The following is a 25,516-nucleotide window of genomic DNA, read 5'->3' as shown; positions in this document are numbered from 1 at the left end:
CATGAGTAATCGTAAATATTTCGGTACAGATGGTATTCGCGGCAAAGTCGGTGAAGCACCGATTACCCCTGATTTTGTTCTCAAGTTGGGCTGGGCGGCCGGTAAGGTGCTGGCGCGTCAGGGTTCACGCAAAGTATTGATTGGTAAAGATACGCGTATTTCAGGCTATATGCTGGAATCGGCGCTGGAAGCGGGTCTGGCGGCGGCGGGATTATCTGCAGCCTTCACCGGTCCGATGCCGACACCTGCTATTGCTTATCTGACACGCACTTTCCGCGCTGAAGCCGGCATTGTGATTTCGGCTTCGCATAATCCCTTCGACGACAATGGCATCAAATTCTTCTCTGCTGAAGGCACCAAGCTGCCGGACGAAGTCGAAGAAGCCATTGAGCTGGAGATGGAAAAGCCGATCACCTGCGTGGAGTCAGCTGAACTGGGCCGCGCCAGTCGCATTGTCGATGCTGCAGGTCGTTACATCGAATTCTGCAAAGGGACGTTCCCCAGCGAGCTGAGCCTGAATGGGCTGAAGATTGTGGTTGATTGCGCTAACGGCGCGACTTACCACATTGCGCCGAATGTGCTGCGTGAGCTGGGTGCGACGGTGATTGCTATCGGCGTGCAGCCGGATGGCATGAACATCAACAAAGATTGCGGTGCGACCGATTTGCGTCTGCTGCAGCATCGCGTGTTGGAAGAGAAGGCCGATCTCGGACTGGCTTACGACGGCGATGGCGACCGCATCATGATGGTTGACCATTTAGGTCACAAAGTCGATGGCGATCAGATTCTCTACATCATTGCACGCGAAGGGCTGCGTCAGGGCCAATTGCGCGGTGGCGTGGTCGGCACGCTGATGAGTAACATGGGTCTGGAACTGGCGCTGAAACAGCTGGGTATTCCATTTACCCGTGCGAAAGTGGGCGACCGCTACGTGCTGGAAAAAATGCAGGAGAAGGGCTGGCGTTTAGGCGCAGAAAACTCCGGTCACGTGATTCTGCTGGATAAAACCACCACCGGCGACGGCATCGTGGCAAGTTTGCAAGTGCTCACTGCAATCGTGCGCAACCATATGACGCTTCACGATCTGTGCAGCGGCATGAAAATGCTGCCGCAGATTTTGGTCAATGTGCGTTTCGCTGGCGAGCACGATCCGTTGGAAAGCGAGAGCGTGAAAGCCGTGACCGCAGAAGCAGAAAAAACCCTGGCGGGACGTGGTCGTGTGCTGCTGCGCAAATCCGGCACTGAACCCCTGATTCGTGTGATGGTGGAAGGCGAAGATGAGGCGCAGGTCAGCGCGCTGGCGCACAAAATCGCGGATGCAGTAAAAGCGGTTTAAGTTGTTTCAGGCGGAGAGGTTTTGTACTTTCCGCCTGCAAAATCACCGGGATGGTGCTTTTTTCCGCAATCGAAAGCGATGGTGAAAATTGCACTTGCAGAGGTATGTGCCTTTGGTTAGTATTCACACCCGCTTCTGATGGGTGATGACGAGACTCCCCATCGATATTGGTTGAAGCTTTAACTGTGCAGATAACGCGCAAGGAAACAGGTTGATTATGTACGAAGCTCTGTTAGTTGTTTTCCTTATTGTAGCGATTGGCCTCGTAGGTTTGATCATGCTGCAGCAAGGCAAAGGCGCTGATATGGGAGCCTCATTCGGTGCGGGCGCTTCTGGTACGCTGTTCGGTTCAAATGGGTCTGGCAACTTTATGACTCGCATGACCGCAGTACTGGCTACGCTGTTCTTCATCATCAGCTTGGTTCTGGGTAACCTGAACAGTAATAAAACAGCCAAAGGTAGCGAGTGGGATAACCTCACTGCGCCGGCGCAGTCTGAACAGCAGACTCAGCCAGCTAAACCGGCAACGCCGGGCAATGATATCCCGCAGTAAGATCGTCAACGCTGTAGTGCGATAAAACAACGTCGCAGTCTAGTGATGTACCGAGGTGGTGAAATTGGTAGACACGCTACCTTGAGGTGGTAGTGCTCGAAAGGGCTTACGGGTTCAAGTCCCGTCCTCGGTACCAAATCTCAGTTTAACTTGCATTTTTTGCAAGGTCGGCGTATTATTCGCCACGTTTTCGGACGCGGGGTGGAGCAGCCTGGTAGCTCGTCGGGCTCATAACCCGAAGGTCGTCGGTTCAAATCCGGCCCCCGCAACCACTTTCCCTTAGAGTTCTTTTTCAAATATACTGTATGCATCGACGGACGCAATCTCAGTGATTTTTGAAAAAAATTCTTTTGGATTGTGCTCCGAAGCCGCTATGCGGCGTACAGGGTCCAGTCACAAAAAGCCCCGAATATTCGGGGTTTTTTGTTATCAGGAAATCGAAACACTGGGCTATAGGCCCTTTTTTTATGTCTTGGGGGTGGGCTTGTCCACATTAGAGCAAAAATTGACAGAGTTGATCTCTGCTCCAGTAGAAGCGCTTGGCTACGAATTAGTCGGTATTGAGTTTATTCGTGGTCGCACATCAACCCTGCGCATCTATATTGATAGTGAAGAGGGTATCAATGTTGATGATTGCGCCGATGTTAGCCACCAGGTTAGCGCAGTAATGGATGTGGAAGATCCTATTACCGTGGCTTACAACCTTGAAGTTTCCTCGCCGGGTCTCGAACGTCCTCTTTTCACTGCTGAACACTATGCACGTTTTGCCGGTGACGAGGTGAGCCTGGTACTACGCATGGCCGTACAAAACCGCCGTAAATGGCAGGGTATCATTAAGTCTGTTGAAGGCGAGATGATCACGGTGACCGTTGAGGGTAACGATGAAGTGTTCGCGCTGAGCAACATTCAGAAAGCGAACCTGGTCCCCCACTTTTAAAAGTCCGGATTGAGGCTAACCAGGATGAACAAAGAGATCTTAGCTGTAGTAGAAGCCGTTTCTAACGAAAAAGCCCTGCCGCGTGAGAAAATCTTCGAAGCGCTGGAGAGCGCTTTGGCCACTGCGACCAAAAAGAAGTATGAGCAAGAGATCGAAGTGCGTGTCAGCATCGATCGCCGCAGCGGCGATTTCGACACCTTCCGTCGCTGGCAGATTGTGGAAGAAGTCACGCAGCCGACTCGCGAGATCACGCTGGATGCAGCTCGTTATGAAGACGAAGCGTTCAATCTGGGCGAATTTGTCGAAGATCAGATTGAATCTGTCACCTTCGACCGTATCACCACCCAAACTGCTAAGCAGGTTATCGTACAAAAAGTACGTGAAGCTGAGCGCGCGATGGTGGTTGATCAGTTCCGTCAACACGAAGGTGAAATCATCACCGGCGTGGTGAAGAAAGTGAACCGCGACAACATTTCACTGGACCTCGGCAGCAATGCTGAAGCCGTGATTGTGCGTGAAGACATGCTGCCGCGTGAAAACTTCCGTCCAGGTGACCGTATCCGCGGCGTGCTGTACGCCGTTCGCCCTGAAGCGCGTGGCGCGCAGCTGTTTGTCACCCGTTCTAAGCCAGAGATGCTGATCGAGTTGTTCCGCATTGAGGTGCCAGAAATTGGCGAAGAAGTTATCGAGATCAAAGCGGCAGCGCGCGATCCGGGTTCACGCGCCAAAATCGCGGTGAAGACCAACGATAAACGTATTGATCCAGTGGGCGCTTGCGTCGGTATGCGCGGTGCGCGTGTCCAGGCGGTTTCAAGCGAGCTGGGTGGCGAGCGTATCGACATTGTGCTGTGGGACGACAACCCGGCGCAGTTCGTTATCAACGCTATGGCGCCAGCCGATGTGGCGTCAATTGTGGTGGATGAAGACAATCACACCATGGATATCGCTGTTGAAGCCGGCAATCTGGCTCAGGCGATCGGCCGTAACGGCCAAAACGTGCGTCTGGCTTCCCAACTGAGCGGTTGGGAACTGAACGTGATGACCGTCGATGATCTGCAGGCCAAGCACCAAGCTGAAGCCCATGCAGCGATCGATATGTTCACCAAACATCTCGACATCGACGAAGAGTTCGCCACCATTCTGGTGGAAGAGGGCTTCTCTTCGCTGGAAGAATTGGCTTATGTGCCAATCAACGAGCTGCTGGAAATCGACGGCCTCGATGAAGAGACCATTGAAGCCCTGCGTGAACGAGCAAAAAATGCGTTAACTACCCTGGCATTAGCGAAAGAAGAGAGCCTTGGTAATCAGGAGCCCGCTGAGGATCTTCTGAATCTTGAGGGCTTGGATCGTGCGCTGGCGTATCGCCTGGCGGCGAAAGGCGTTTGCACGCTGGAAGATCTCGCTGAGCAAGGTGTTGACGATCTGACAGATATTGAAGGGCTGGATGACGAGAAAGCCGGTGCGCTGATTATGGCTGCACGTAATATCTGCTGGTTCGGCGATGACGCGTAATAACAGGAAGGAACAGCATGACAGATGTAACCGTAAAATCGCTGGCCGCCGAAATTCAGACCCCGGTCGATCGCCTGGTACAGCAATTTGCTGATGCAGGGATCCGTAAGTCTGAGAACGATGCGGTGTCCCAGCAAGAGAAAGAAACCTTACTGTCTCACCTGAATCGTGAGCACGGTCAGACCGGTTCAAGCAAGCTGACTTTGCAGCGCAAGACGCGCAGCACCTTGAATATTCCCGTCACCGGGGGTAAAAGTAAGTCGGTACAAATTGAAGTCCGCAAAAAGCGCACATACGTGAAAGGCGACGCAGAGTCTGAGCAAGCTCAGGCAGAAGCGGAAGCCGAGGCGCAGCGTGAAGCGGAAGAGCAGGCGCGTCGCGAGGCGGAAGAACAAGCCCGTCGCGAAGCTGAACAGAAAGCGCAACGTGAAGCCGAAGATAAAGCCAAGCGCGAAGCCGCTGACAAGGCCAAACGTGAAGCAGCGGAAAAAGAGAAATTGACTAATCAACCTACCGACGTAGTAGCCAAGGCTGCGCAGTCTGATAAAGCCCGTCGTGAAGCAGAAGCTGCCGAACTGAAACGTAAAGCAGAAGAAGAAGCACGCCGTAAGCTGGAAGAAGATGCGCGCCGCGTGGCTGAAGAAGCCCGCCGCCTGGCTGAAGAAAAAGCTGTTGAATGGGCCAAACCTGAAGAAGAGGATAAAGGCGACTATCACGTCACTACCTCAACTCACGCCCGTCAGGCTGAAGACGAGAACGATCGCCAGGTTGAAGCTGGCCGTGCACGTGCTCGCACCACCAAAGCAGCTCGCCCGGTGAAGAAAGGCAACAAGCATTCTGAAGCCAAAACCGATCGCGAAGAAGCGCGTGCGCAGGTTCGTGGCGGCAAAGGCGGCAAACATCGTAAGCCAAGCACCCTGCAGCAGGGCTTCAACAAGCCAGCTCAGGCTGTTAACCGCGATGTCGTCATCGGTGAAACTATCACCGTTGCTGAACTGGCCAACAAAATGGCGATCAAAGGTTCTCTGGTCGTTAAAGCGATGATGAAGATGGGCGCCATGGCGACCATCAACCAGGTTATCGATCAAGAAACCGCTCAGATGGTCGCGGAAGAGATGGGTCATAAAGTGATCCTGCGCCGCGAGAATGAGCTGGAAGAAGCGGTAATGGACGATCGTGATACCGATGCTGCGCAAGAGTCTCGTGCTCCGGTCGTGACTATCATGGGTCACGTTGACCACGGTAAAACCTCTCTGCTTGACTACATTCGTTCAACGAAGGTGGCATCAGGCGAAGCGGGTGGTATTACCCAGCATATCGGTGCTTACCACGTTGAAACTGACAACGGTATGATCACCTTCCTCGATACCCCGGGCCACGCCGCGTTTACCGCAATGCGTGCTCGTGGTGCGCAGGCCACGGATATCGTTATCCTGGTTGTTGCTGCTGATGATGGCGTGATGCCTCAGACCGTTGAAGCTATCCAGCATGCGAAAGCAGCCGGTGTGCCAGTGGTTGTTGCGGTCAACAAAATCGATAAGCCAGATGCTGATCCAGACCGCGTTAAGAACGAACTGACCCAATACGGAATTCTTCCGGAAGAGTGGGGCGGTGAGAACATGTTCGTTAACGTATCCGCGAAAGCCGGTACCGGTATTGACGACCTGCTGAATGCAATTCTGCTTCAAGCAGAAGTACTGGAACTCTCTGCTATCCGTGAAGGTATGGCGAGCGGCGTGGTCATTGAATCGTTCCTCGACAAAGGTCGTGGTCCGGTTGCTACCGTGCTGGTACGTGAAGGTACGCTGAATAAAGGCGATATCGTGCTGTGCGGCTTCGAATACGGCCGTGTACGTGCGATGCGTGACGAACTGGGTCGTGAAGTGCTGGAAGCGGGTCCATCCATTCCAGTGGAAATCCTGGGTCTGTCCGGTGTGCCGGCCGCAGGTGATGAAGCGACTGTCGTACGTGATGAGAAGAAAGCGCGTGAAGTTGCACTGTATCGTCAGGGCAAATTCCGTGAAGTTAAGCTGGCGCGTCAGCAGAAGTCTAAGTTGGAGAACATGTTCGCCAACATGACTGAAGGCGAAGTGTCTGAGCTCAACATCGTACTGAAATCTGACGTACAGGGTTCTGTTGAAGCCATCTCTGATTCGCTGCTGAAACTCTCTACCGACGAAGTGAAAGTGCGCATCATCGGTTCAGGCGTAGGTGGTATCACCGAAACCGACGCAACGCTGGCTGCAGCATCCAACGCTATCATTCTCGGCTTCAACGTGCGTGCTGATGCTTCTGCTCGCCGCGTGATTGACGCTGAAAACGTTGACCTGCGTTACTACTCCGTCATCTATAATCTGATCGACGAAGTGAAAGCAGCAATGAGCGGTATGCTGGCTCCAGAGTTTAAACAGCAGATTATCGGTCTGGCTGCGGTACGTGACGTGTTCAAATCACCGAAGTTTGGTGCCATCGCGGGCTGTATGGTCACCGAAGGTAACATCAAACGTCACAACCCAATCCGCGTATTGCGTGACAACGTGGTTATCTATGAAGGCGAGCTGGAATCTCTGCGCCGCTTCAAAGATGACGTTAACGAAGTTCGTAACGGCATGGAATGTGGTATCGGCGTGAAGAACTACAACGATGTTCGCGTTGGCGATATGATCGAAGTGTTCGAAGTGATTGAAATTAAACGCACCATCGATTGATCATCATTTGATGTGTTGCAATTTGGGAGGCCTCTGGCCTCCCGAATTATTTGGGAGAAAGAAATAATGGCAAAAGAATTTGGCCGCCCACAGCGCGTTTCTCAGGAGTTGCAGAAAGAGATTGCAATCATCCTGCAGCGCGAAATTAAAGATCCACGTCTTGGTATGATGGTGACAGTTTCGGGCGTCGAAGTGTCGCGCGATCTCGCCTATGCCAAGGTGTTTGTGACCTTTTTGAATGACAAAGATGAAGAAGCGGTACAAAACGGCCTGAAGGCGCTGAAAGAAGCCTCTGGCTATATCCGTACGCTGGTGGGCAAAGCTATGCGTTTGCGTATCGTGCCGGAGCTGACCTTCTTCTACGACAACTCGCTGATCGAAGGTATGCGCATGTCGAACCTGGTCAGCAATGTCATTAAGAGCGATGTTGAGCGTCGTGGCGATAGCCCGGCGGAAGATGACAAGGAGGACTAATGAGTCGTCCTCGTCGTCGCGGTCGCGACGTCCACGGTGTGTTTCTGCTGGATAAGCATCAAGGCGCCTCTTCCAATGATGTGCTGCAGAAAGTAAAGCGTCTGTTCAATGCGAATAAAGCGGGCCACACCGGCGCCCTCGATCCACTGGCGACCGGCATGCTGCCGGTTTGCCTCGGCGAAGCCACCAAGTTTTCGCAGTATCTGCTCGATTCTGACAAGCGTTATCGCGTCATTGCTCGCTTGGGTGAACGCACCGATACGTCTGATGCCGACGGCAATATTGTTGAGACGCGTGCGATTACTTTTGATCAGGCGGCACTGGACGCGGCGCTGGACTATTTTCGTGGCGACACCATGCAGGTGCCGACCATGTTCTCCGCGCTGAAGTACCAGGGACGCAAGCTGTATGAGTACGCACGTGAAGGCATTACCGTGCCGCGTGAAGCGCGCCCGATCAAAGTGTTTGAGCTGCAGTTTATTCGCTGGGAAGGTGATGAGCTTGAGCTGGAGATTCACGTCTCTAAAGGCACTTACATCCGCACTATCATCGATGATCTCGGTGAGCGCCTTGGCTGCGGTGCGCACGTTATCATGCTGCGTCGTCTGCAAGTGGCGCGTTATCCGATCGAAAGAATGGTGACGCTCGAGCAGCTGCAGGACGTGGCGGCCACCGTCAATATGGCAGAAACGCCAGATTACAGCGCGCTCGATGCGTTATTGCTGCCGATGGATAGCCCGGCAGAAGAGTTCCCGATTGTGAATTTGCTGCCTGCGGTGGCGGCTTATTTTAAACAGGGTATGCCGGTTCAGGTGGCGGATGCGCCGGAACAGGGATTGGTGCGCGTGACTGAAGGTAATGAGCACAAATTCATTGGTATGGCCGAAATCGCCGAGGATGGGCGCGTGGCGCCGCGTCGTCTGGTGGTAGAATTTCCTGCGTAATCAATCCTCTCGCATTTGACCTAACGGCGCATTTGCGTTGCTATCAGGCGAAGAGTAGAATGGCGCGGCTTTAAAAGCGGGCTGCTGAATTAGAGATCGGCACCCATACATTCATTATTTACTGGAGTTTATTATGTCTCTAAGCGTAGAAGCTAAAGCAGAGATCGTTGCTAAATACGGTCGTGGTACCAACGACAGCGGTTCAACTGAAGTTCAGGTTGCTCTGCTGACTGCTCAGATTAACCACCTGCAGGGTCACTTCTCTGAGCACAAGAAAGATCACCACAGCCGTCGCGGTCTGCTGCGCATGGTATCTCAGCGTCGTAAGCTGCTGGACTACCTGAAGCGTAAAGACGTTGCTCGCTACACCGGTCTGATCGAAAGCCTGGGTCTGCGTCGCTAAGTCTGAAGAATCTGATCAAGGGTGTAGCGCATGCACTATGCAAAAAAACGCATCTGACGATCAGATTTGTGCGAGTTTCGCGAAAAGGGGGCCTTTATGGCCCCTTTTTTCGAGCAATCCGCAGCAATCCGGACCAAACTCATGTATTGTTGCAGAGAGTGATCTTTGCTTGCAGAGGTTCGCGCGGCTAATGAGAGGCTTTACCGCATGGGCGGTTAAGGTTGTCATTAGTCGCGAGGATGCAACTGAAGATCGGTAATCCCCGGCGCGCCAGAGTGGGCTGCGCCCCTGAATTTAAGGACTTAAATTTTGCTGAACCCGATCGTACGCAAATTCCAATATGGTCAGCATACCGTCACGCTGGAAACCGGCATGATGGCGCGCCAGGCTACCGCTGCAGTAATGGTGAGCATGGATGACACTGCTGTATTCGTTACCGTTGTTGGCCAGAAAAAAACTAAACCAGGTCAGGATTTCTTCCCGCTGACGGTTAACTATCAGGAGCGTACTTACGCTGCTGGTCGTATCCCGGGTAGCTTCTTCCGTCGTGAAGGCCGTCCAAGCGAAGGCGAAACCCTGATCTCACGCCTGATTGACCGTCCAGTTCGTCCGCTGTTCCCGGAAGGCTACATTAACGAAGTTCAGGTTATTGCGACCGTGGTTTCAGTTAACCCACAGGTTAACCCAGACATTGTTGCGATGATCGGTGCATCTGCTGCACTGGCTCTGTCTGGCCTGCCGTTCAATGGTCCAATCGGTGCAGCGCGCGTCGGTTATATCAATGACCAGTACGTGCTGAACCCAACTGCTGATGAAATCAACGAATCACGTCTGAACCTGGTTGTTGCCGGTACCCAGAACGCGGTGCTGATGGTGGAATCAGAAGCTGACATCCTGACTGAAGAGCAGATGCTGGGTGCTGTGGTATATGGCCACGACCAGCAGCAGATCGTTATCGAAAACATTAATGCGCTGGTTGCCGAAGCCGGTAAACCACGTTGGGATTGGCAGCCACTGCCAACTAACGATGCACTGATCGCACGCGTTACTGCACTGGCAGAAGCGGGCATCAGCGATGCCTATCGCATCACTGATAAGCAAGAGCGTTACACTCAGGTTGGCGCAGTGAAAGACGCAACAATTGCGGCACTGCAGGCTGAAGATGAGACGCTGGACGCTGGCGATATCGCTGACATCGTACACGATCTCGAGAAGAGCGTTGTTCGTAGCCGCATCATCCGTGGCGAACCGCGTATCGATGGCCGTGAGAAAGATATGATTCGTGGTCTGGACGTGCGCACTGGCGTACTGCCACGTACGCACGGTTCATCACTGTTCACCCGTGGTGAAACGCAGGCGCTGGTTACCGCAACGCTGGGTACCGCACGTGATGCGCAGAATCTGGATGAGTTGATGGGCGAGCGTACTGATAGCTTCCTGTTCCACTACAACTTCCCTCCGTATTGCGTGGGAGAAACCGGTATGGTTGGCTCACCGAAGCGTCGTGAGATTGGTCACGGTCGTCTGGCGAAGCGTGGCGTGCTGGCAGTAATGCCTAAGCAAGCTGACTTCCCATACACCGTGCGTGTGGTTTCAGAAATCACCGAATCTAACGGTTCTTCTTCAATGGCTTCCGTGTGTGGTGCTTCTCTGGCACTGATGGACGCTGGCGTACCGATCAAAGCAGCCGTAGCCGGTATTGCGATGGGTCTGGTTAAAGAAGCCGACAACTTTGTGGTTCTGTCTGACATCCTGGGTGACGAAGATCACCTCGGCGACATGGACTTCAAAGTAGCAGGTAGCCGCGATGGTATTACTGCGCTGCAGATGGATATCAAAATCGAAGGCATCACCCGCGAAATTATGCAGGTTGCTCTGAATCAGGCTAAAGGTGCGCGTCTGCACATCCTGAGCGTGATGGAACAGGCAATCAGCACGCCGCGTCAGGAAATCTCTGAGTTCGCGCCGCGCATTTACACCATCAAAATCAGTTCAGACAAGATCAAAGATGTCATCGGTAAAGGCGGCTCGGTTATCCGTGCGCTGACCGAAGAAACCGGCACCACCATCGAAATCGAAGATGACGGCACCGTGAAGATCGCTGCAACTGATAGCCTGAAAGCTAAAGAAGCCATTCGTCGTATCGAAGAGATCACTGCTGAGATCGAAGTTGGCCGCATTTACTCAGGTAAAGTGACACGTATCGTTGATTTCGGTGCCTTCGTGGCAATCGGCGGCGGTAAAGAAGGTTTGGTTCACATTTCTCAGATCGCCGATAAGCGCGTAGAGAAAGTGACCGACTATCTGCAGATGGGCCAGGAAGTTCCAGTGAAAGTAATGGAAGTGGACCGTCAGGGCCGTGTACGCCTGAGCATCAAAGAAGCGACAGAGCAGAAACCAGCGGAAGAAGTTGCTACCGCTGCATCTGATGCATCTGACGCCGAGTAAGCGTTTACCGATTTACCTCTCCCTGCTTTGCGGGGAGAGGTGTTTAGATCATCGCGAGGGCGGGAATCCTTGTGCACAGCAGGAGGATGACAGGATGGTTGTCCCAATGTTTGTATTCGGGAGTGGGAAATGAAGCCTTTTTTGCGCTGGTGTTTTGTTGCGACAGCTATCACGCTGGCAGGATGCAGCAACTCCAATTGGCGTAAGAACGAAGTTCTGGCAGTACCTTTGCAGCCCACACTGCAGCAAGAGGTGATCCTGGCGCGCATGGAACAAATTCTTGCCAGTCGTGCCCTGACCGATGATGAACGCGCACAGCTATTATATGAGCGCGGAGTGTTGTATGATAGTTTGGGTCTGAGGGCACTAGCGCGGAACGATTTTTCGCAAGCGCTGTCTATAAGACCAGATATGCCTGAGGTATTTAACTATCTCGGTATATACTTAACGCAGGCAGGCAACTTTGATGCTGCCTATGAAGCGTTTGATTCTGTACTTGAGCTTGATCCAACTTACAACTATGCGCATTTAAACCGTGGTATCGCCCTCTATTACGGCGGTCGATACAAGTTAGCGCAAGATGATCTGCTGGCGTTTTATCAAGACGATCCTAACGATCCATTCCGCAGCCTTTGGCTCTATCTCGTTGAAAGCGATATGGATGCCGACAAGGCAAAAGTTACGCTGAGACAGCGTCATGACAAAGCGGTTCGCGATCAATGGGGATGGAATATTGTCGAGTTCTACCTTGGCGACATCAGTGAAAAAACGCTGATGGAACGTCTCAAGGCGGACGCAACGGATAACACCTCGCTCGCTGAACATCTCAGTGAAACCAACTTCTATTTAGGTAAGTACTACCTAAGTCTGGGGGAGAAGGACGACGCGAAAGCGTTGTTCAAACTGGCGGTGGCCAACAACGTAAACAACTTTGTTGAGCACCGATACGCATTGTTGGAACTGGCGCAACTCGGCCAGACACAAGACGATTTATCAGAATCTGACCAGCAATAGCTGACGAACTTTTATTGCCTGAATACCTGTAAAGTCATCATCTTCAGAGATGAGGGCTTTTCTGTTCGTCAAAACTTCTAATTTGAGCCGGTTCACACTTTTTGATGAAAATGACTGAAAGTTTTCACGACGAGTTATGTAGACTGGCCGCCGCAATCTAAGAGGCACGTGTACTACATGACTGATATTCAAACCACTTTTGCTGACCTTGGCCTGAACGCCGACATCCTCGAATCACTGAACGGTATGGGCTACGTTAAGCCTTCTCCAATCCAGGCTGAGTGTATTCCTCACCTGCTGGCTGGCCGTGACGTGTTGGGTATGGCGCAGACCGGTAGTGGTAAAACTGCGGCTTTCTCACTGCCGCTGCTAAACAACATTGATCCTACTGTTAAAGCACCGCAAATTTTGGTGCTGGCACCGACCCGCGAATTGGCGGTACAGGTTGCTGAAGCCGTCACAGAATTCTCTAAACACATGCGTGGCATTAACGTTGTAGCCCTGTACGGCGGCCAACGTTATGACGTTCAGCTGCGCGCACTGCGTCAGGGACCACAAGTTGTTGTGGGTACACCTGGTCGTCTGCTGGATCACCTGAAGCGAGGCACGTTAGATCTGTCTAACCTGCGCGGTCTGGTGCTGGACGAAGCTGATGAAATGCTGCGTATGGGCTTCATCGAAGACGTTGAAACCATCATGGCGCAGATTCCAGACGGTCATCAGACCGCGCTGTTCTCAGCAACCATGCCAGAAGCGATTCGTCGTATCACCAAGCGCTTCATGAAAGATCCACAGGAAGTGCGCATCCAGTCAAGCCTGACTACGCGCCCAGACATTTCTCAGTCTTACTGGACCGCTTACGGCCGTAAAACTGACGCACTGGTTCGCTTCCTGGAAGCAGAAGATTTCGATGCAGCCATCATCTTCGTGCGTACCAAAAATGCCACGTTGGAAGTGGCCGAAGCGCTGGAGCGCAGCGGTTATAACAGCGCAGCACTGAACGGTGACATGAACCAGGCACTGCGTGAGCAGACGCTGGAGCGTTTGAAAGATGGTCGTCTTGACATCCTGATCGCGACCGACGTTGCCGCACGTGGTCTGGACGTTGAGCGTATCAGCCTGGTCGTAAACTTTGATATCCCAATGGATGCAGAGTCTTACGTTCACCGTATCGGTCGTACCGGCCGTGCAGGTCGTGCAGGTCGTGCGTTGCTGTTCGTTGAGAACCGCGAGCGTCGTCTGCTGCGCAACATCGAACGCACCATGAAGCTGACCATTCCAGAAGTTGAACTGCCGAATGCAGAACTGCTGGGTGAGCGTCGTCTGGCTAAGTTCGCGGCTAAAGTACAGCAGCAGCTGGAAAGCAGCGATCTGGACCAGTACCGCGCACTGCTGAGCAAAATGCAGCCGGGCGAAGATCTGGATATCGAAACTCTGGCCGCAGCACTGCTGAAAATGGCTCAGGGCGAACGTCCACTGATTCTGCCACCAGAAGCACCACGTCCAGCGCGTCGTGAGTTCAGCGATCGTCCTGACCGTGGTGAGCGTCGCGATTCACGTGATTCTCGTGGTCCACGCGAAAGCCGTGACAGCCGCGATGGCGATCGTCCACGTCGTGAACGTCGTGACGTTGGCGAAATGCAGCTGTACCGCATTGAAGTAGGCCGCGATGATGGTGTTGAAGTTCGTCACATCGTTGGCGCGATCGCTAACGAAGGCGACATCAGCAGCCGTTACATCGGTAACATTAAGCTGTTCGGTACTCACTCAACTATCGAGCTGCCGAAAGGCATGCCGGGCGAAGTACTGCAGCACTTCACTCGTACGCGTATTCTGAACAAGCCGATGAATATGCAGCTGATGGGTGATGCACCGGTGCACGAGCGTAGCGAACGTCGTCCATCTGCTGGCGGCGAACGTCGTGGCAATGGCGCACCGCGCGGTGAGGGTGCTCCACGTGGCGAAGGCGCTCCACGTCGCTTCTCCGAGCGTCGTGAAGGTGGCCGCGAAGGCGGACGCTTCAGCCGTGAAGGTGGTCGTGGCCCGCGTCCAGAAGGCGCAGCTGCACCTCGTCGTCGTGACGCATAAGCGTTAAACGCTAAAAGTAAAAAGGGACGCTGATGCGTCCCTTTTTTTATGCTTGTGGAAAGTAAAGTTTACACGCCGCCAGCAATCAGCACGCGTTCACCGCTAACATATGCCGCCTCTTCCGATGCCAGAAACAGCGCGACTTGCGCCACATCTTCCGGCAAGCCAAAGCGTCCAAGCGGCGTAGCGGCAATCAGCTGTGCCTTCAACTCCGGATGCATCTTCTTCGCCGCCAGCAAACCTTCGGTCAAAATAATGCCGGGTGCTAACGCATTGACGCGAATATTGCGTGGCCCAAGTTCCCGTGCGAGGCCTTGCGTCAAGGTATCGATCGCGCCTTTGGTTGCCGCCCACAGCACCGAACCGGGCGTGCTGCGTTGGCTGTTTAAGGCGCTTAGATTGATGATGGAACCGCCGCGTGCGGGGAAATGTTTTGCCGCCTGCTGACACACCAGCAAGGTGCCCAGCAGATTCACATTCAGCTGCTGCTGCATTTCGCTGATGCTAAGGTCAGTAAAGTCACCGTGGTGAAAAATGCCGGCGTTATTCACCACAATATCGGGTGCGCCAAACTGCTCAATGCTGCTAGCGAACAGGCGCTGCACATCGGCCTCGCGTGAGATATCCGCCTGTACGGCGATGGCGTCGCTACCCAGCGCCTGGATGTCGGTCACCACATCCGCCGCACCCACTTCGTCCTGAAGATAATTCACCACCACCCGAGCACCGGCCGCCGCGAAAGTCATGGCGATGGCGGCACCAATGCCTTTCGAAGCGCCCGTCACCAGCGCAATTTTGCCTTCAAGTGTTTTCATCGTATCTCTCCACCTGAGATTTCGGGGAAGATAAAGCATGCGCTGTCCATACAATCGGGTGGTAGCGCAATCCTGCAAGCTTCTTGCACGATCCTGCAAATCTGCTGCTCAAGGACTAGGCGCAACGCCAGCGACAAGCGAGAATATCAACTCAGTGATTTCTTATCGCGGAGCGCAGAACGCATGATTCATCAGGAACAATGGCAGCAGTTGGTGGCAATCATTGCCCGCCATGCGCCGCAGGATGGTCGTCACTATTGCCCGATCGATTTTCTCTCTTTCGGCCGCAGCTCTCAGCCCACCAGTTTGGCGCATGTGGCGACCTGGGCCAGCTTTGCTCTGATCGCGCAGGGGCAAAAAGCGCTACGCATGGGCGATGAAGTGATGCATTACGGACCGGGCGATTTGCTGCTGGTGACGCTCGATATGCCGGTGCAATCTTGTGTGGTCATGGCGACGCCAGAGAAGCCAAATCTTGGCGTGGGCATCACCATCAACGAAACGCGGCTGATGCGTTATCTGGAACACTTTCCACACCATCATCTCGGCAGCACGGCGGTTAGCGAGCGCGGTATCGCCGTGCATAAAGTTGCGCCACCATTGGTGGATGCAGTGATGCGTTTGGTGGAGTTGCTGGATCATCCGCAGGACATTGCCGCGCTGGCACCGTTAATTGAGCAGGAGATTTTCTATCGTCTGCTGACCGGGCCAGAAGGGCCGCGTATTCTCAACATGGCGTTGACGGAGCGGCCAGGCAACAAAGTGGCGCGTGCTGCACGCTGGCTACGGGAAAACTTTCATCATCCATTGAAAATGGATCATCTGGCGAGCAGCGTTGGAATGAGTATTTCATCGCTGCATCATCACTTTAAAGCGGTAACGGCGATGACGCCGATGCAGTATCAAAAGCAGCTGCGGCTCAACGAGGCGCGTCGTTTGATGTTGATTGAGAAGCTGGATGCCGGTACGGCGGGTTATCGGGTGGGCTATCAAAGTGCTTCGCAGTTCAGTCGCGAATACAGCCGCTTTCACGGCCAGTCACCGGCGCGTGACGCGCGAACCATTGCGGTGGGTCCAGAGTGGGTAAACCCACCGCAATGAGGTTTACAGCGTGCGTGCCGCTTCCATTGCCAGCGCGAAGGAGCGCAGACGCGCCTGCGAATCGTAAATCTGGCCGTTGACCATGATTTCATCCGCCTGGGTTTCACGCATTAGCGCGGCAAGGCCGCTGCGGACTTTATCGCTATCGCCGACAATCGACATGCTCAGCGCCTGCTGCACGCCATATTGCTCGGAAGGTGACCACAGATTATCCATGTTCTCCACCGGCGCGGGCAGTGGACCCGGCTTGCCGCGACGCAGATTAATAAACTGCTGCTGCATCGAGGTGAACAGGAAGCGCGCATCACGCTCGCTATCGGCCGCGACCACGTTGACGCACACCATCGCATACGGCTTCGCCAGACGCGCCGAAGGTTTGAATTTCTCACGATAAACATGCAGCGCCTGGAACAGCAGATCGGGTGCGAAATGCGAGGCAAACGCAAACGGCAAACCAAGCTGAGCGGCCAATTGCGCGCTATACAGGCTGGAACCGAGCAGCCATACCGGAATTTTCAATCCTAAACCCGGAACCGGTTGAACTGGCGGATGTTCACCCTCTTCGGCGTCAAACCAGCGAATCAGTTCAGAAACATCTTCCGGGAAGCTATCTGCCTGGGCGCTGGAAAGATGACGACGCAACGCCAGCATGGTGCGTTGGTCCGAACCGGGCGCGCGGCCCAGTCCCAAATCGATACGGCCAGGATAGAGTGATTCGAGGGTACCAAACTGTTCGGCGATCACCAGCGGCGCGTGGTTGGGCAGCATGATGCCGCCTGAGCCGAGGCGCAGCGTTTCGGTATTGGCGGCTAAATAGCCGATCAAGACTGAGGTCGCGGCGCTGGCAATCCCCGTCATATTATGGTGTTCAGCCAGCCAGTAGCGGTGGAAACCCAGCGCTTCAGATTGACGGGCCAGCGCCAGCGAATTATGGAACGCATCGCGTGCAGCGGAACCTTGTGGAATAGGCGCCAGATCCAACACGGACAGGCGAACAGTTTTTTTCTCAGACATGGGCACTCCAAATAGGGATGGCGCAGGTGTTTAGTCGGACCTGCGCTTGTGAGTATCACTCATCGTTACCCATATTAAAACTGCTAATAACCGCAGGAATATAGCCGGAATGTGCCTTTACCGCTCGCCTTCAAGCGCCATCCCGGCCAGGCGACGCCAATATCCGTTGCAGTCGCTGCCGCGCGCCATCATTAGCGGGGCCTGACCGGCTTCGTTGGCGCGGAAGCGATCCACTTCGGCGAGCGTGCTTTCGCCCTGTGGCGACAGACGCACAATGTCGATCCAGTTATGCATGCCGCTCAAATCATTGCCGAGGTTGTAGCAATAACCGCTCATGGTCTGAATGCCATTGAGGACAAACACCTGCTGGCCTTCCTGTGAAAGCACGCGGCGGCCGGTTGGGTAATTGATGCAGCAGGTTTGGCAATCATCTTTGCCGCGATTCTCGGCGCGTGCGGTGAAGCAGCGGGCCGACAACGCCAGCGGCAGATGGCCATAACCGAGCACTTCCACCTCAAATTGCTCGCGCACGCCCGCCGCATCGCACTGCTGCAGCAGCTGAATTAGCCAGTCGCGAGACATCTCCACCGGAATGCACCAGCGCGTCATGCCTTCTTGCAGCAACAGTTGCAGCGTCTGCGCGTTATATACGTTGAGCGTTGGTCCGGCGACAAACGGCAATTTGCGTTCTGCCGCCATGTTCACGGTGCCGATGTCATTGGCTTCCAGCAGGAACTCACCGTTCTCGACATAGCGTCGCAGCTCCTTAACTTCCGAGGGCGACTGCAGCAGTGCCAGCGTACTCAGCACCACTTGCTTACCCTGCAGCGCCAGCATGCGCGCAATCTCCATCCATTGATTGAACGACGTCGCGCGTCTCTTGCTGCACACTGCTTCGCCGAGATAGATGATTTCGGCACTGCTCTCGGCGGCGCGTTGATAAAAGGTTTCCAGCGTTTCTGTTGGCCAGTACCACAGCACCGGCCCGATGGCGTATTTCATGCGATCTCCTTATTGCCAGTCGCGGTGATAAGCACCGAGCGTGGTTTGGCTGCCTTCTGATAACTCGCCCAGCGCCTGCATCCAGGGTTCCTGCACGACATACTGCTCAGGCGATGCCATGCAGCGATCGATGGCCTGACGCCACACTTTTGCCACCTGCGCCACATATGCCGGGCTGCGCTGACGACCTTCAATTTTCACCGAGGCAATGTTGGCGCGCAGCAGTTCAGGCAGCAGCGACAAGGTGTTCAGACTGGTGGGTTCTTCCAGCACGTGATAGAGCTGGTTATCCACTTCATAACGCCCTTTACACAGCGTGGGATAGCCCGCGCTCTCGTCGGGCGCATAGCGGTCAATTAGCACTTCATTCAGCCGTGATTCCATGCCTTTGGGCGTCTGTTGCCAGCGGACAAATTTCGCTGGCGAGCAGGCACCTGCGCTGTTAGGCGACTCGCCGGTCAGCCAGGATGAGAGATAGCAGCGGCCTTCGGCCATAATGCACAGGCTACCGAAGGCGAATACTTCCAGCGGCACCGGCGTCTCACGCGCCAGCTGTTTGACCTGATGCATCGATAGCACGCGCGGCAGCACAACGCGGCTAAGTTGAAAGTGACGATGATAAAAATGAATGGCCTGCAGATTGGTGGCGGAGGCTTGTACCGAAAGATGACGCTCAACCTGCGGATAGCGTTTTGCCGCGTACTCCAGCGTGGCAATATCCGCCAGAATCAGCGCATCCGCACCGTTCTGGGCGGCAACATCAATCGCGCTTTGCCAGCGATTCATCCCATCAGGATGGGCGAAGGTGTTGATGGCCACATGCAGTTTGCGGCGATGCTGATGCAGATAGCGCGCGGCTTCAGCCAGTTTCTTATCGGTAAAATTGAGGCCAGCAAAGTGGCGGGCATTGGTATCGTCTTTCAGGCCGACATACACCGCGTCAGCACCATGCTCCACCGCCGATTTCAGCGCAGGCAAATTCCCCGCCGGACACAGCAGTTCCATACATTTTCCTCCCCGGATTCTGAAGCCGAAGAGTGTAAATAACTGACCCGACAGCAATGTTGATTTAAGGCAGTGAAAGCGGCATTGATGATCGGGAGTGAAGCTTTTTCGTCCAGCCAGGCGGCGATTTCCTTGATCTCAGTGGAGGCGACGCCGGTCAGATGTGGCAAAATAGATGAAATTTTCTGAAGGGAATGTCGATGATGTTTGCGCGCTTACGCGGTCTGATTGTGGAAAAAGGCCCAGAATTCCTTGCTTTACCCGTTTCCATTACCCCTTTCCCGCTAAAAAAAGCTATTCTGCAACAACTCCTAAACTGGCAATTTCGTCATGCTTTGTCTGAAGGTGAGTTAGACTTTCTGGAAGGGCGTTATCTGGGGATCGAGGTTGCCGATGTGAATCTGCGCTGGATCACCACCCTGCAAGCAGGGCGCCTGACCGTTTCGCGCGACACCGAGGCTGATGTCTGGTTTCGCGGTGAAGCCAACGATCTGTTGCTGGTGGCAGCACGCAAAGCGGATCCCGATATGTTGTTCTTTCAACGCCGTCTGGTGATTGAAGGTGACACGGAGCTGGGACTTGAGGTGAAAAACCTAATGGATGCCATTGAACTGGATGCCATGCCCACGCCATTACGCACGGGATTGCAGCAGCTCGCTGCTTTTATTGAGGCAGGAATGAAACAGGACGCGAAGGCCGCTGAGGCGCGCGCGGGGATCTCATGTTGATTCGTACTGAAATTGGCGTTGATGCAGCAGGCATCGATAGCCTGTTAAAGCGCAGTTTTGCTACCGCTGCCGAAGCGGAACTGATACAGCAACTGCGCGAAGATGGCTTGCTGACTCTTGGTGTCGTTGCCACGGATGATGAAGGTCAGGTGCTGGGTTATGCCGCTTTCAGTCCGGTGACCCTGCAAGGAGAAGACCGCAACTGGGTAGCGTTGGCGCCGCTCGCCGTGGATGAATCGGTGCGCAAACAGGGCCTTGCTAAACAGCTGGTGTATGAAGGATTGGATTCACTTAATGAGTTCAGCTACAGCGCCGTGGTGGTGTTGGGCGATCCTGAGTTCTACAATCCACTCGGCTTTGAACCGGCGGCACGTCATGGTTTGCATTGTCGTTGGTTAGGCAGCGAAGCGGCCTTCCAGGTGTACAAACTGGCAGACGATGCGTTTGTCGGTGCAGAAGGGCTGATCGAATTCGCCGAACCGTTTAATCGTTTCGACTAAACCAGGCCACTAAGCAGGGCGGCTGCTGCGCAACCAGCAGCAGCTTTTGCGCGCGGCTAAGCTGCTTCACCTGATACTCAAGGCGTGACGCGGCAGCGCGATCGCCGGCATCGCAATGAAACACCAGCGTTAAGGGGCCTTTGCCACGCAGCGAACGCGCGCCGCGTCCTAGCTGATGCTGTTGCAGGCGACGATTAACATCGGTGGTGATGCCGGTATACAGCATGCCTGCGGCGGTTTGTAGCAGATAGAGCTGCCAGCCTTGTTCCATCATACTCATCTCGAAAATTAGCTGGCAGGCAGTGTAGCGCGCTTCAGGCCGCATCGCTATTCGCCGCACGGAGTCCGATTTTGTCTGACCATGCTCATCTGATTCGCTATTTAAAAAAACAGCATGTGCTGTCGTTATCTGCCAGCCACGGCGACGATCTGTGGTGCGCCAATTGCTTCTATGTGTTTGATGCCGCGAACATGGCGTTCTGGCTGATGACCGAGCCTGACACGCGCCATGGCGCATTAATCCAGGCAAATCCTCGCGTGGCGGGCACGGTAAATGGCCAGCCGAAAAGCGTGTTGTTGATCAAAGGCGTGCAGTATCGCGGCGTGATTCAGCTTCTAAGCGGAGAAAGGGAAACGAAGGCGCGTCACGCCTATCAGAAGCGTTTTCCGGTGGCGAAGAAAGTCACTGCGCCGCTGTGGGAAATCATGCTCGACGAAGTGAAGATGACCGACAATGCGCTGGGCTTTGGCAAAAAGATTGTCTGGCACCGCAGCGACATGTAGGTGCAAGAGGTAAATTTCCGCCCCGGATCAAGTTTGAGCGATTTCCACATGGCGGAATGAAATGACCTGAATAACACTAAGGCCTATCCGCCGCGTATCCCAACGCGGCATCGTTATTCAGTTGAATACGGAATTCTGTGATGACCCAACTCTCTTCTCACGCCCCAGCGACACGCTTCGCCTGGTGGAAACCGCTGCTGTTCCTCGCCGTGGTGGTGATCGGCCTGTGGTATGTCAAATGGCAGCCTTATTACGGCAAAGCCTTTACGGCCGCCGAAACTCACTCGATTGGTAAATCGATTTTGGCCAATGCGGCGGACTCACCGTGGCGCGCAGCGCTTGATTACGCCATGGTCTATTTCCTCGCCGTGTGGAAAGCGGCGGTGCTCGGCGTGATCCTCGGATCGCTGGTGCAGGTGCTGATTCCACGTGCCTGGCTGCTGCGTCTGATGGGCAGCTCGCGCTTTGGCTCGACGCTGATGGGCACTGGATTAGGTTTGCCAGGCATGATGTGCAGCTGCTGTGCAGCGCCGGTGACAGCTGGCTTGCGTCAGTCGCAGGTTTCCAGCGGCGCGGCAATGGCGTTTTGGCTGGCGAATCCGCTACTCAATCCCGCCACGCTGATTTTTATGGGCTTTGTACTTGGCTGGAATTTTGCGGCGATTCGGCTGGTGGCGGGTTTGATGATGGTATTGGGCATCGCGTGGCTGGTGCAGCGCAGCGTGCCGGATCAGGCCGTTGCCGCGACCGTTATACCGGCTCGCGATGAGCAGCCGTTTCTGACGCGCTGGCTGCGAGTGATGTGGCGACTGTTCTGCAACACCATTCCGTTGTATATCGTCGCGGTATTGTTGCTCGGTGCCGCCCGCGTTTGGCTGTTCCCGCACGCGGATGGCGCGGTGGGCAATACGCTGTTTTGGGTGATGTTGATGGCGATCGCTGGCTGCCTGTTTGTGATTCCCACCGCTGCGGAAATCCCGATTGTGCAGACCATGATGCTGGCGGGCATGGGCGTTGCGCCCGCGCTGGCGTTGTTAGTCACGCTGCCCGCCGTGAGTGTGCCGTCGTTATTGATGCTGCATCGCGCCTTTCCCGCGCGGGCGCTGTGGATCGCGCTGATCGGCGTGGCAGGCAGCGGCATGCTGCTCGGCGTGCTCGCCTTGTGGCTGGCGTAACCACCAAATCTTCTGATTGCGGCTGCCGCGCCACAGCAGCCGCGCATCTTTTTCCGCTTCGATAAAACGTCCGTCAATCAGCACATCAATCTCATCCACCACTTCGCGCTGTGCCGCACTGAGTTCCGCCATCTCGTAGCCGGTCCACAGCCAGATATCCTTATCCGGACATTCACGTCGCACACGTTTCACCAGGCGACGCACATGCGGCACGTTATGCGGATGCAGCGGATCGCCGCCGCTCAGCGACAAGCCCTGACGCGGAATGCGCCGATCGTTAAGATCGGCGATCAGCTGCTCTTCCATCTCCAGCGTAAAAGGTACGCCGGAATCCAGCCGCCACGTGCTTTGGTTATAGCATCCGCGACATTGATGTTCGCAGCCCGCGACAAACAGTGTGCAGCGCGTGCCGGGCCCGTTAACGATATCAACCGGATAATAGCCGTGGATGCGCATCATCCCAGCTTTCCTGTCTCCAGATGTTTAACGCGCCGCTGCACCTCTTCCTGTTTACCGGCGTTAAACGGACGCGCATCCGGGCTGCCGAGATAGCCGCACACGCGGCGCGTTACCGATACGCGCGCCGGATCGTGATTACCGCAATGCGGGCAGGTGAACCCTTTGCTGGTGCAGCTGAACTCGCCGCTAAAGCCGCATTCGTAGCACTCATCGATCGGCGTATTGGTGCCGTAATAGGGCACGCGGTGATAGCTGTAATCCCAAACGTCTTCGAGCGCTTTGAGGTTGTGCTGGATGTTGGGGTATTCGCCGTAACAGATGAATCCGCCGTTAGCGATGGCGGGATAGGGCGCTTCAAAGTCGATCTTGTCGTAGGGATTGACCTTTTTCTCCACGTCGAGATGGAAGCTGTTGGTGTAATACCCTTTGTCGGTTACGCCCGCCACCACGCCAAATTCGGCGGCATCAAGCCGACAGAAGCGGTCGCACAGATTCTCGCTCGGCGTGCTGTACAGGCTGAAGCCGTAGCCAGTTTCCGCTTTCCAGGCGTCCACTGCGTTACGCAGATGTGTGACAATCGCCACGCCTTTTGCCCGCAGGTATTCGGCGTCATACGGATGCACTTCGTTGCCGCTCAGCGCATTCAGCGTCTCATGCAGGCCGATGTAGCCAAGGGAAATCGAGGCGCGGCCGTTGCGGAAAATGGCGCCCACTTCGTCATCCGCTTTCAAGCGCACGCCGCAGGCACCTTCCATATACAGAATCGGCGCCACGCGCGCTTTGGTTTTTTCCAGCCGGGCGATACGCGTCATCAAGGCACGCTTCGCCAGCGCCAGACGTTCATCCAGCAAGCGCCAGAACTGCGCTTCGTCGCCTTTGGCTTGTAGCGCGATACGCGGCAGATTGAGGCTGATGACGCCAATATTGTTGCGGCCTTCATGAATCTGCTCGCCGTTCTCCTCATAGACGCCAAGGAAGCTGCGGCAGCCCATCGGCGTTTTAAACGAGCCGGTGACTTCCACCACTTTTTCGTAGTTAAGGATATCCGGATACATGCGTTTGCTGGCGCACTCCAGCGCCAGCTGTTTGATATCGTAGTTAACTTCGCCAGGCCGACGATTCACGCCTTCGCGGATAGCAAACACCAGTTTCGGGAACACCGCCGTTTTATGATTTTTACCCAGTCCGGCAATGCGGTTGCGCAGAATGGATTGCTGGATCAGCCGCGCCGCCCAGTCGGTGCCGAGGCCAAAGCCAAAGGTGACAAATGGCGTCTGGCCATTGGCGGTGTGCAGCGTGTTCACTTCATACTCCAGCGACTGAAACGCGTCGTAGCACTCTTTTTCGGTGCGTACGCGCGCATAGGCTTCGGCATCGGGAATCTGCCACTCTTGCGCCACCGCGCGGTGTTTTTCCAGGCTGAGCGTAACGAACGGCGCCAGCACTTCATCAATGCGGTTGATGGTGGTGCCGCCGTAAATATGGCTGGCAACTTGCGCGATGATCTGTGCGGTGACCGCCGTGGCGGTGGCGATCGATTTGGGCGGCTCGATCTCGGCGTTGCCCATCTTGAAACCGTTGGTCAGCATGCCGTGCAGATCGATCAGCATGCAGTTAAACATCGGGAAGAATGGGGAATAGTCGAGATCGTGATAGTGGATGTCGCCGCGCTCATGCGCCAGCACCACATCGCGTGGCAACAGTTGCTGCTGAGCGTAATGTTTAGCAACGATGCCGGCCAGCAGGTCGCGCTGGGTGGGGATCACTTTGCTGTCTTTATTGGCGTTTTCATTGAGCAGCGCCGCGTTGGTTTGCTCCACCAAACCGCGGATGGCGTGATGCAGTTTACCGCGCTGTTCACGCGCTAGATCGCGGTCATGGCGATATTCGATATAGGCGCGCGCCAGTTGCGGCCAGCGTCCACTCATCAGCGTCTCTTCCACCGCGCACTGAATGTCGCGGATATCCACTTCGGCCTGTTCAGCCAGATGCTGGCTAACCTGCGCCGCCACTTGCGCGCACCAGGCTGTATCATCGATTTGTGCCGCACGCGCGGCCGCGCTTACTGCCGCCTCGATCCGCTGCGCATCAAACGGCACTCTGCAGCCGTCACGCTTAATCACCACCGTCGCCATTTCTTCTCCATGAAACTATATGTAGATAATTTTAAGGAGTGTAATCGCTATATATGGTGTTTACGCGCTAATTAATCGCAGGCGGTTTGACCTACAGCAAGGAAGCCACAACCAAGATTGAAAGCCGCGCAATGGTTACTCTAATGCTCGTCAGTTAAGCGTCTTTCGGTCACCATAAATGGCGACCCTACAAAGGATTGGCGCGATTTTCGTAGGGTGCGCATTCATGCGCACCTGCATGCATATGCAAATTAATGTTTAACTGAGCGGCATTACGCAATGGTTACTCTGGTTAAAATACAAAAGTTTTAACCTGCCTTGATTTCAGTCTACGGCCACTTGCTTTGCAAAGCGAAACAGGTTTAATGGGCCTTTTGCCCAT

24 protein-coding genes and 2 tRNA genes are annotated in these 25,516 nt (G+C 54.7%); 19 read left to right on the top strand and 7 right to left on the bottom strand.

Translation table 11 applies throughout. The features are described 5' to 3' along the window. Position 1: 1 nt before the first annotated feature. The 14 genes from glmM to FHW71_RS12175 all read left to right on the top strand — a co-directional run bounded on the left by glmM (position 2) and on the right by FHW71_RS12175 (position 14,417). On the top strand, positions 2–1,336 hold the full coding sequence (gene glmM, locus FHW71_RS12240) for a phosphoglucosamine mutase (protein ID WP_008104307.1): 1,335 nt from the start codon (positions 2–4) through the stop codon (positions 1,334–1,336). A gap of 217 nt (positions 1,337–1,553) precedes the next feature. Next, positions 1,554–1,889 (top strand): preprotein translocase subunit SecG, encoded by a 336-nt coding sequence (secG, locus tag FHW71_RS12235; protein WP_007886689.1) that lies wholly within the window; start codon positions 1,554–1,556, stop codon positions 1,887–1,889. A gap of 49 nt (positions 1,890–1,938) precedes the next feature. Continuing rightward, positions 1,939–2,025 (top strand) — tRNA-Leu (locus FHW71_RS12230). A gap of 59 nt (positions 2,026–2,084) precedes the next feature. Continuing rightward, positions 2,085–2,161 (top strand) — tRNA-Met (locus FHW71_RS12225). Positions 2,162–2,373: 212 nt separating this feature from the next. Continuing rightward, positions 2,374–2,826 carry a ribosome maturation factor RimP gene (gene rimP / locus FHW71_RS12220; RefSeq protein WP_036620302.1) on the top strand — a complete coding sequence of 151 codons (453 nt, stop codon included), beginning with the start codon at positions 2,374–2,376 and terminating at the stop codon, positions 2,824–2,826. Between the two features lie 24 nt (positions 2,827–2,850). Next, complete coding sequence (gene nusA, locus FHW71_RS12215) at positions 2,851–4,338, top strand: transcription termination factor NusA (RefSeq protein WP_008104302.1); 1,488 nt, start codon at positions 2,851–2,853, stop codon at positions 4,336–4,338. A 17-nt stretch (positions 4,339–4,355) separates the two neighbouring features. Further along, entirely contained in the window at positions 4,356–7,046 is a 2,691-nt protein-coding gene (gene infB / locus FHW71_RS12210) for a translation initiation factor IF-2 (RefSeq protein ID WP_061718245.1), read from the top strand. Positions 7,047–7,112: 66 nt separating this feature from the next. After that, the gene (rbfA, locus tag FHW71_RS12205) at positions 7,113–7,520 is read left to right on the top strand and encodes a 30S ribosome-binding factor RbfA (RefSeq protein WP_007886693.1); all 408 of its coding nucleotides are present in this window, start codon (positions 7,113–7,115) and stop codon (positions 7,518–7,520) included. Then, positions 7,520–8,464 (top strand): tRNA pseudouridine(55) synthase TruB, encoded by a 945-nt coding sequence (gene truB, locus FHW71_RS12200; protein WP_061718244.1) that lies wholly within the window; start codon positions 7,520–7,522, stop codon positions 8,462–8,464. Before rbfA ends, truB begins: the two co-directional genes overlap by 1 nt. A gap of 133 nt (positions 8,465–8,597) precedes the next feature. Beyond that, the gene (gene rpsO / locus FHW71_RS12195; protein WP_036620269.1) at positions 8,598–8,867 is read left to right on the top strand and encodes a 30S ribosomal protein S15; all 270 of its coding nucleotides are present in this window, start codon (positions 8,598–8,600) and stop codon (positions 8,865–8,867) included. Between the two features lie 309 nt (positions 8,868–9,176). Next, positions 9,177–11,315 carry a polyribonucleotide nucleotidyltransferase gene (pnp, locus tag FHW71_RS12190; RefSeq protein ID WP_179451900.1) on the top strand — a complete coding sequence of 713 codons (2,139 nt, stop codon included), beginning with the start codon at positions 9,177–9,179 and terminating at the stop codon, positions 11,313–11,315. A 129-nt stretch (positions 11,316–11,444) separates the two neighbouring features. Beyond that, complete coding sequence (nlpI, locus tag FHW71_RS12185) at positions 11,445–12,329, top strand: lipoprotein NlpI (RefSeq protein WP_008104288.1); 885 nt, start codon at positions 11,445–11,447, stop codon at positions 12,327–12,329. 104 nt (positions 12,330–12,433) lie between these two features. After that, entirely contained in the window at positions 12,434–12,490 is a 57-nt protein-coding gene (gene yrbN / locus FHW71_RS24140) for a protein YrbN (protein WP_098053093.1), read from the top strand. A 16-nt stretch (positions 12,491–12,506) separates the two neighbouring features. Further along, complete coding sequence (locus FHW71_RS12175) at positions 12,507–14,417, top strand: DEAD/DEAH family ATP-dependent RNA helicase (RefSeq protein WP_008104286.1); 1,911 nt, start codon at positions 12,507–12,509, stop codon at positions 14,415–14,417. Positions 14,418–14,485: 68 nt separating this feature from the next. Here FHW71_RS12175 and FHW71_RS12170 read toward each other — a convergent pair whose 3' ends face one another. Further along, entirely contained in the window at positions 14,486–15,232 is a 747-nt protein-coding gene (locus FHW71_RS12170; RefSeq protein WP_061718243.1) for a glucose 1-dehydrogenase, read from the bottom strand. Between the two features lie 183 nt (positions 15,233–15,415). On the opposite strand from FHW71_RS12170, the gene FHW71_RS12165 reads away from it, so the two are divergent. Next, on the top strand, positions 15,416–16,333 hold the full coding sequence (locus FHW71_RS12165; RefSeq protein WP_179451901.1) for an AraC family transcriptional regulator: 918 nt from the start codon (positions 15,416–15,418) through the stop codon (positions 16,331–16,333). 3 nt (positions 16,334–16,336) lie between these two features. On the opposite strand, the gene FHW71_RS12160 is transcribed toward FHW71_RS12165, so the two are convergent. The 3 genes from FHW71_RS12160 to FHW71_RS12150 all read right to left on the bottom strand — a co-directional run bounded on the left by FHW71_RS12160 (position 16,337) and on the right by FHW71_RS12150 (position 19,354). Next, complete coding sequence (locus tag FHW71_RS12160) at positions 16,337–17,347, bottom strand: luciferase-like monooxygenase (RefSeq protein WP_179451902.1); 1,011 nt, start codon at positions 17,345–17,347, stop codon at positions 16,337–16,339. 117 nt (positions 17,348–17,464) lie between these two features. Continuing rightward, a complete protein-coding gene (locus FHW71_RS12155) occupies positions 17,465–18,349 on the bottom strand; it encodes a U32 family peptidase (protein WP_179451903.1) in 885 nt (294 codons plus the stop codon). A 9-nt stretch (positions 18,350–18,358) separates the two neighbouring features. After that, positions 18,359–19,354 (bottom strand): peptidase U32 family protein, encoded by a 996-nt coding sequence (locus FHW71_RS12150; protein ID WP_061718239.1) that lies wholly within the window; start codon positions 19,352–19,354, stop codon positions 18,359–18,361. Between the two features lie 203 nt (positions 19,355–19,557). On the opposite strand from FHW71_RS12150, the gene FHW71_RS12145 reads away from it, so the two are divergent. Further along, positions 19,558–20,082, top strand: coding sequence for an SCP2 domain-containing protein (locus FHW71_RS12145; protein WP_036648365.1), 525 nt, complete (start codon positions 19,558–19,560; stop codon positions 20,080–20,082). Then, positions 20,076–20,582, top strand: coding sequence for an N-acetyltransferase (locus FHW71_RS12140; protein ID WP_061718238.1), 507 nt, complete (start codon positions 20,076–20,078; stop codon positions 20,580–20,582). The genes FHW71_RS12145 and FHW71_RS12140 overlap by 7 nt, the downstream gene beginning before the upstream one ends. Here FHW71_RS12140 and FHW71_RS12135 read toward each other — a convergent pair. Further along, positions 20,566–20,853 carry a GIY-YIG nuclease family protein gene (locus tag FHW71_RS12135; protein WP_061718453.1) on the bottom strand — a complete coding sequence of 96 codons (288 nt, stop codon included), beginning with the start codon at positions 20,851–20,853 and terminating at the stop codon, positions 20,566–20,568. The genes FHW71_RS12140 and FHW71_RS12135 overlap by 17 nt on opposite strands. 80 nt (positions 20,854–20,933) lie before the next feature. On the opposite strand from FHW71_RS12135, the gene FHW71_RS12130 reads away from it, so the two are divergent. Together FHW71_RS12130 and FHW71_RS12125 are read left to right on the top strand one after the other, a co-directional pair. Then, entirely contained in the window at positions 20,934–21,365 is a 432-nt protein-coding gene (locus FHW71_RS12130) for a YhbP family protein (RefSeq protein ID WP_179451904.1), read from the top strand. 140 nt (positions 21,366–21,505) lie between these two features. Beyond that, complete coding sequence (locus tag FHW71_RS12125) at positions 21,506–22,540, top strand: permease (RefSeq protein WP_179451905.1); 1,035 nt, start codon at positions 21,506–21,508, stop codon at positions 22,538–22,540. Here FHW71_RS12125 and nrdG read toward each other — a convergent pair. Continuing rightward, complete coding sequence (nrdG, locus tag FHW71_RS12120) at positions 22,433–22,999, bottom strand: anaerobic ribonucleoside-triphosphate reductase-activating protein (RefSeq protein ID WP_179451906.1); 567 nt, start codon at positions 22,997–22,999, stop codon at positions 22,433–22,435. The two genes, FHW71_RS12125 and nrdG, sit on opposite strands and share 108 nt — an antisense overlap. After that, positions 22,996–25,134, bottom strand: coding sequence for an anaerobic ribonucleoside-triphosphate reductase (gene nrdD / locus FHW71_RS12115; RefSeq protein WP_179451907.1), 2,139 nt, complete (start codon positions 25,132–25,134; stop codon positions 22,996–22,998). The genes nrdG and nrdD overlap by 4 nt, the downstream gene beginning before the upstream one ends. Between the last annotated feature and the right edge of the window lie 382 nt (positions 25,135–25,516).

This window comes from Enterobacter sp. Sphag1F, from assembly GCF_014193275.1.
GTDB lineage: Bacteria > Pseudomonadota > Gammaproteobacteria > Enterobacterales > Enterobacteriaceae > Pantoea > Pantoea symbiotica.
The sequence above is the reverse complement of the archived record's forward strand: the minus strand, read 5'-3'. Positions and strand labels throughout refer to the sequence as shown.

Bases quoted from the DNA above. Each gene is read 5' to 3' on its own strand.
- nusA (WP_008104302.1), top strand. From the start codon at position 2,851: ATGAACAAAGAGATCTTAGCTGTAGTAGAAGCCGTTTCTAACGAAAAA.
- FHW71_RS12140 (WP_061718238.1), top strand. From the start codon at position 20,076: ATGTTGATTCGTACTGAAATTGGCGTTGATGCAGCAGGCATCGATAGC.
- nlpI (WP_008104288.1), top strand. From the start codon at position 11,445: ATGAAGCCTTTTTTGCGCTGGTGTTTTGTTGCGACAGCTATCACGCTG.
- FHW71_RS12165 (WP_179451901.1), top strand. From the start codon at position 15,416: ATGATTCATCAGGAACAATGGCAGCAGTTGGTGGCAATCATTGCCCGC.
- glmM (WP_008104307.1), top strand. From the start codon at position 2: ATGAGTAATCGTAAATATTTCGGTACAGATGGTATTCGCGGCAAAGTC.
- nrdD (WP_179451907.1), bottom strand. From the start codon at position 25,134: ATGGCGACGGTGGTGATTAAGCGTGACGGCTGCAGAGTGCCGTTTGAT.
- truB (WP_061718244.1), top strand. From the start codon at position 7,520: ATGAGTCGTCCTCGTCGTCGCGGTCGCGACGTCCACGGTGTGTTTCTG.
- infB (WP_061718245.1), top strand. From the start codon at position 4,356: ATGACAGATGTAACCGTAAAATCGCTGGCCGCCGAAATTCAGACCCCG.
- FHW71_RS12155 (WP_179451903.1), bottom strand. From the start codon at position 18,349: ATGAAATACGCCATCGGGCCGGTGCTGTGGTACTGGCCAACAGAAACG.
- nrdG (WP_179451906.1), bottom strand. From the start codon at position 22,999: ATGATGCGCATCCACGGCTATTATCCGGTTGATATCGTTAACGGGCCC.
- FHW71_RS12170 (WP_061718243.1), bottom strand. From the start codon at position 15,232: ATGAAAACACTTGAAGGCAAAATTGCGCTGGTGACGGGCGCTTCGAAA.
- FHW71_RS12125 (WP_179451905.1), top strand. From the start codon at position 21,506: ATGACCCAACTCTCTTCTCACGCCCCAGCGACACGCTTCGCCTGGTGG.
- FHW71_RS12145 (WP_036648365.1), top strand. From the start codon at position 19,558: ATGTTTGCGCGCTTACGCGGTCTGATTGTGGAAAAAGGCCCAGAATTC.
- secG (WP_007886689.1), top strand. From the start codon at position 1,554: ATGTACGAAGCTCTGTTAGTTGTTTTCCTTATTGTAGCGATTGGCCTC.
- FHW71_RS12135 (WP_061718453.1), bottom strand. From the start codon at position 20,853: ATGGAACAAGGCTGGCAGCTCTATCTGCTACAAACCGCCGCAGGCATG.
- rpsO (WP_036620269.1), top strand. From the start codon at position 8,598: ATGTCTCTAAGCGTAGAAGCTAAAGCAGAGATCGTTGCTAAATACGGT.
- FHW71_RS12175 (WP_008104286.1), top strand. From the start codon at position 12,507: ATGACTGATATTCAAACCACTTTTGCTGACCTTGGCCTGAACGCCGAC.
- FHW71_RS12160 (WP_179451902.1), bottom strand. From the start codon at position 17,347: ATGTCTGAGAAAAAAACTGTTCGCCTGTCCGTGTTGGATCTGGCGCCT.
- rbfA (WP_007886693.1), top strand. From the start codon at position 7,113: ATGGCAAAAGAATTTGGCCGCCCACAGCGCGTTTCTCAGGAGTTGCAG.
- FHW71_RS12150 (WP_061718239.1), bottom strand. From the start codon at position 19,354: ATGGAACTGCTGTGTCCGGCGGGGAATTTGCCTGCGCTGAAATCGGCG.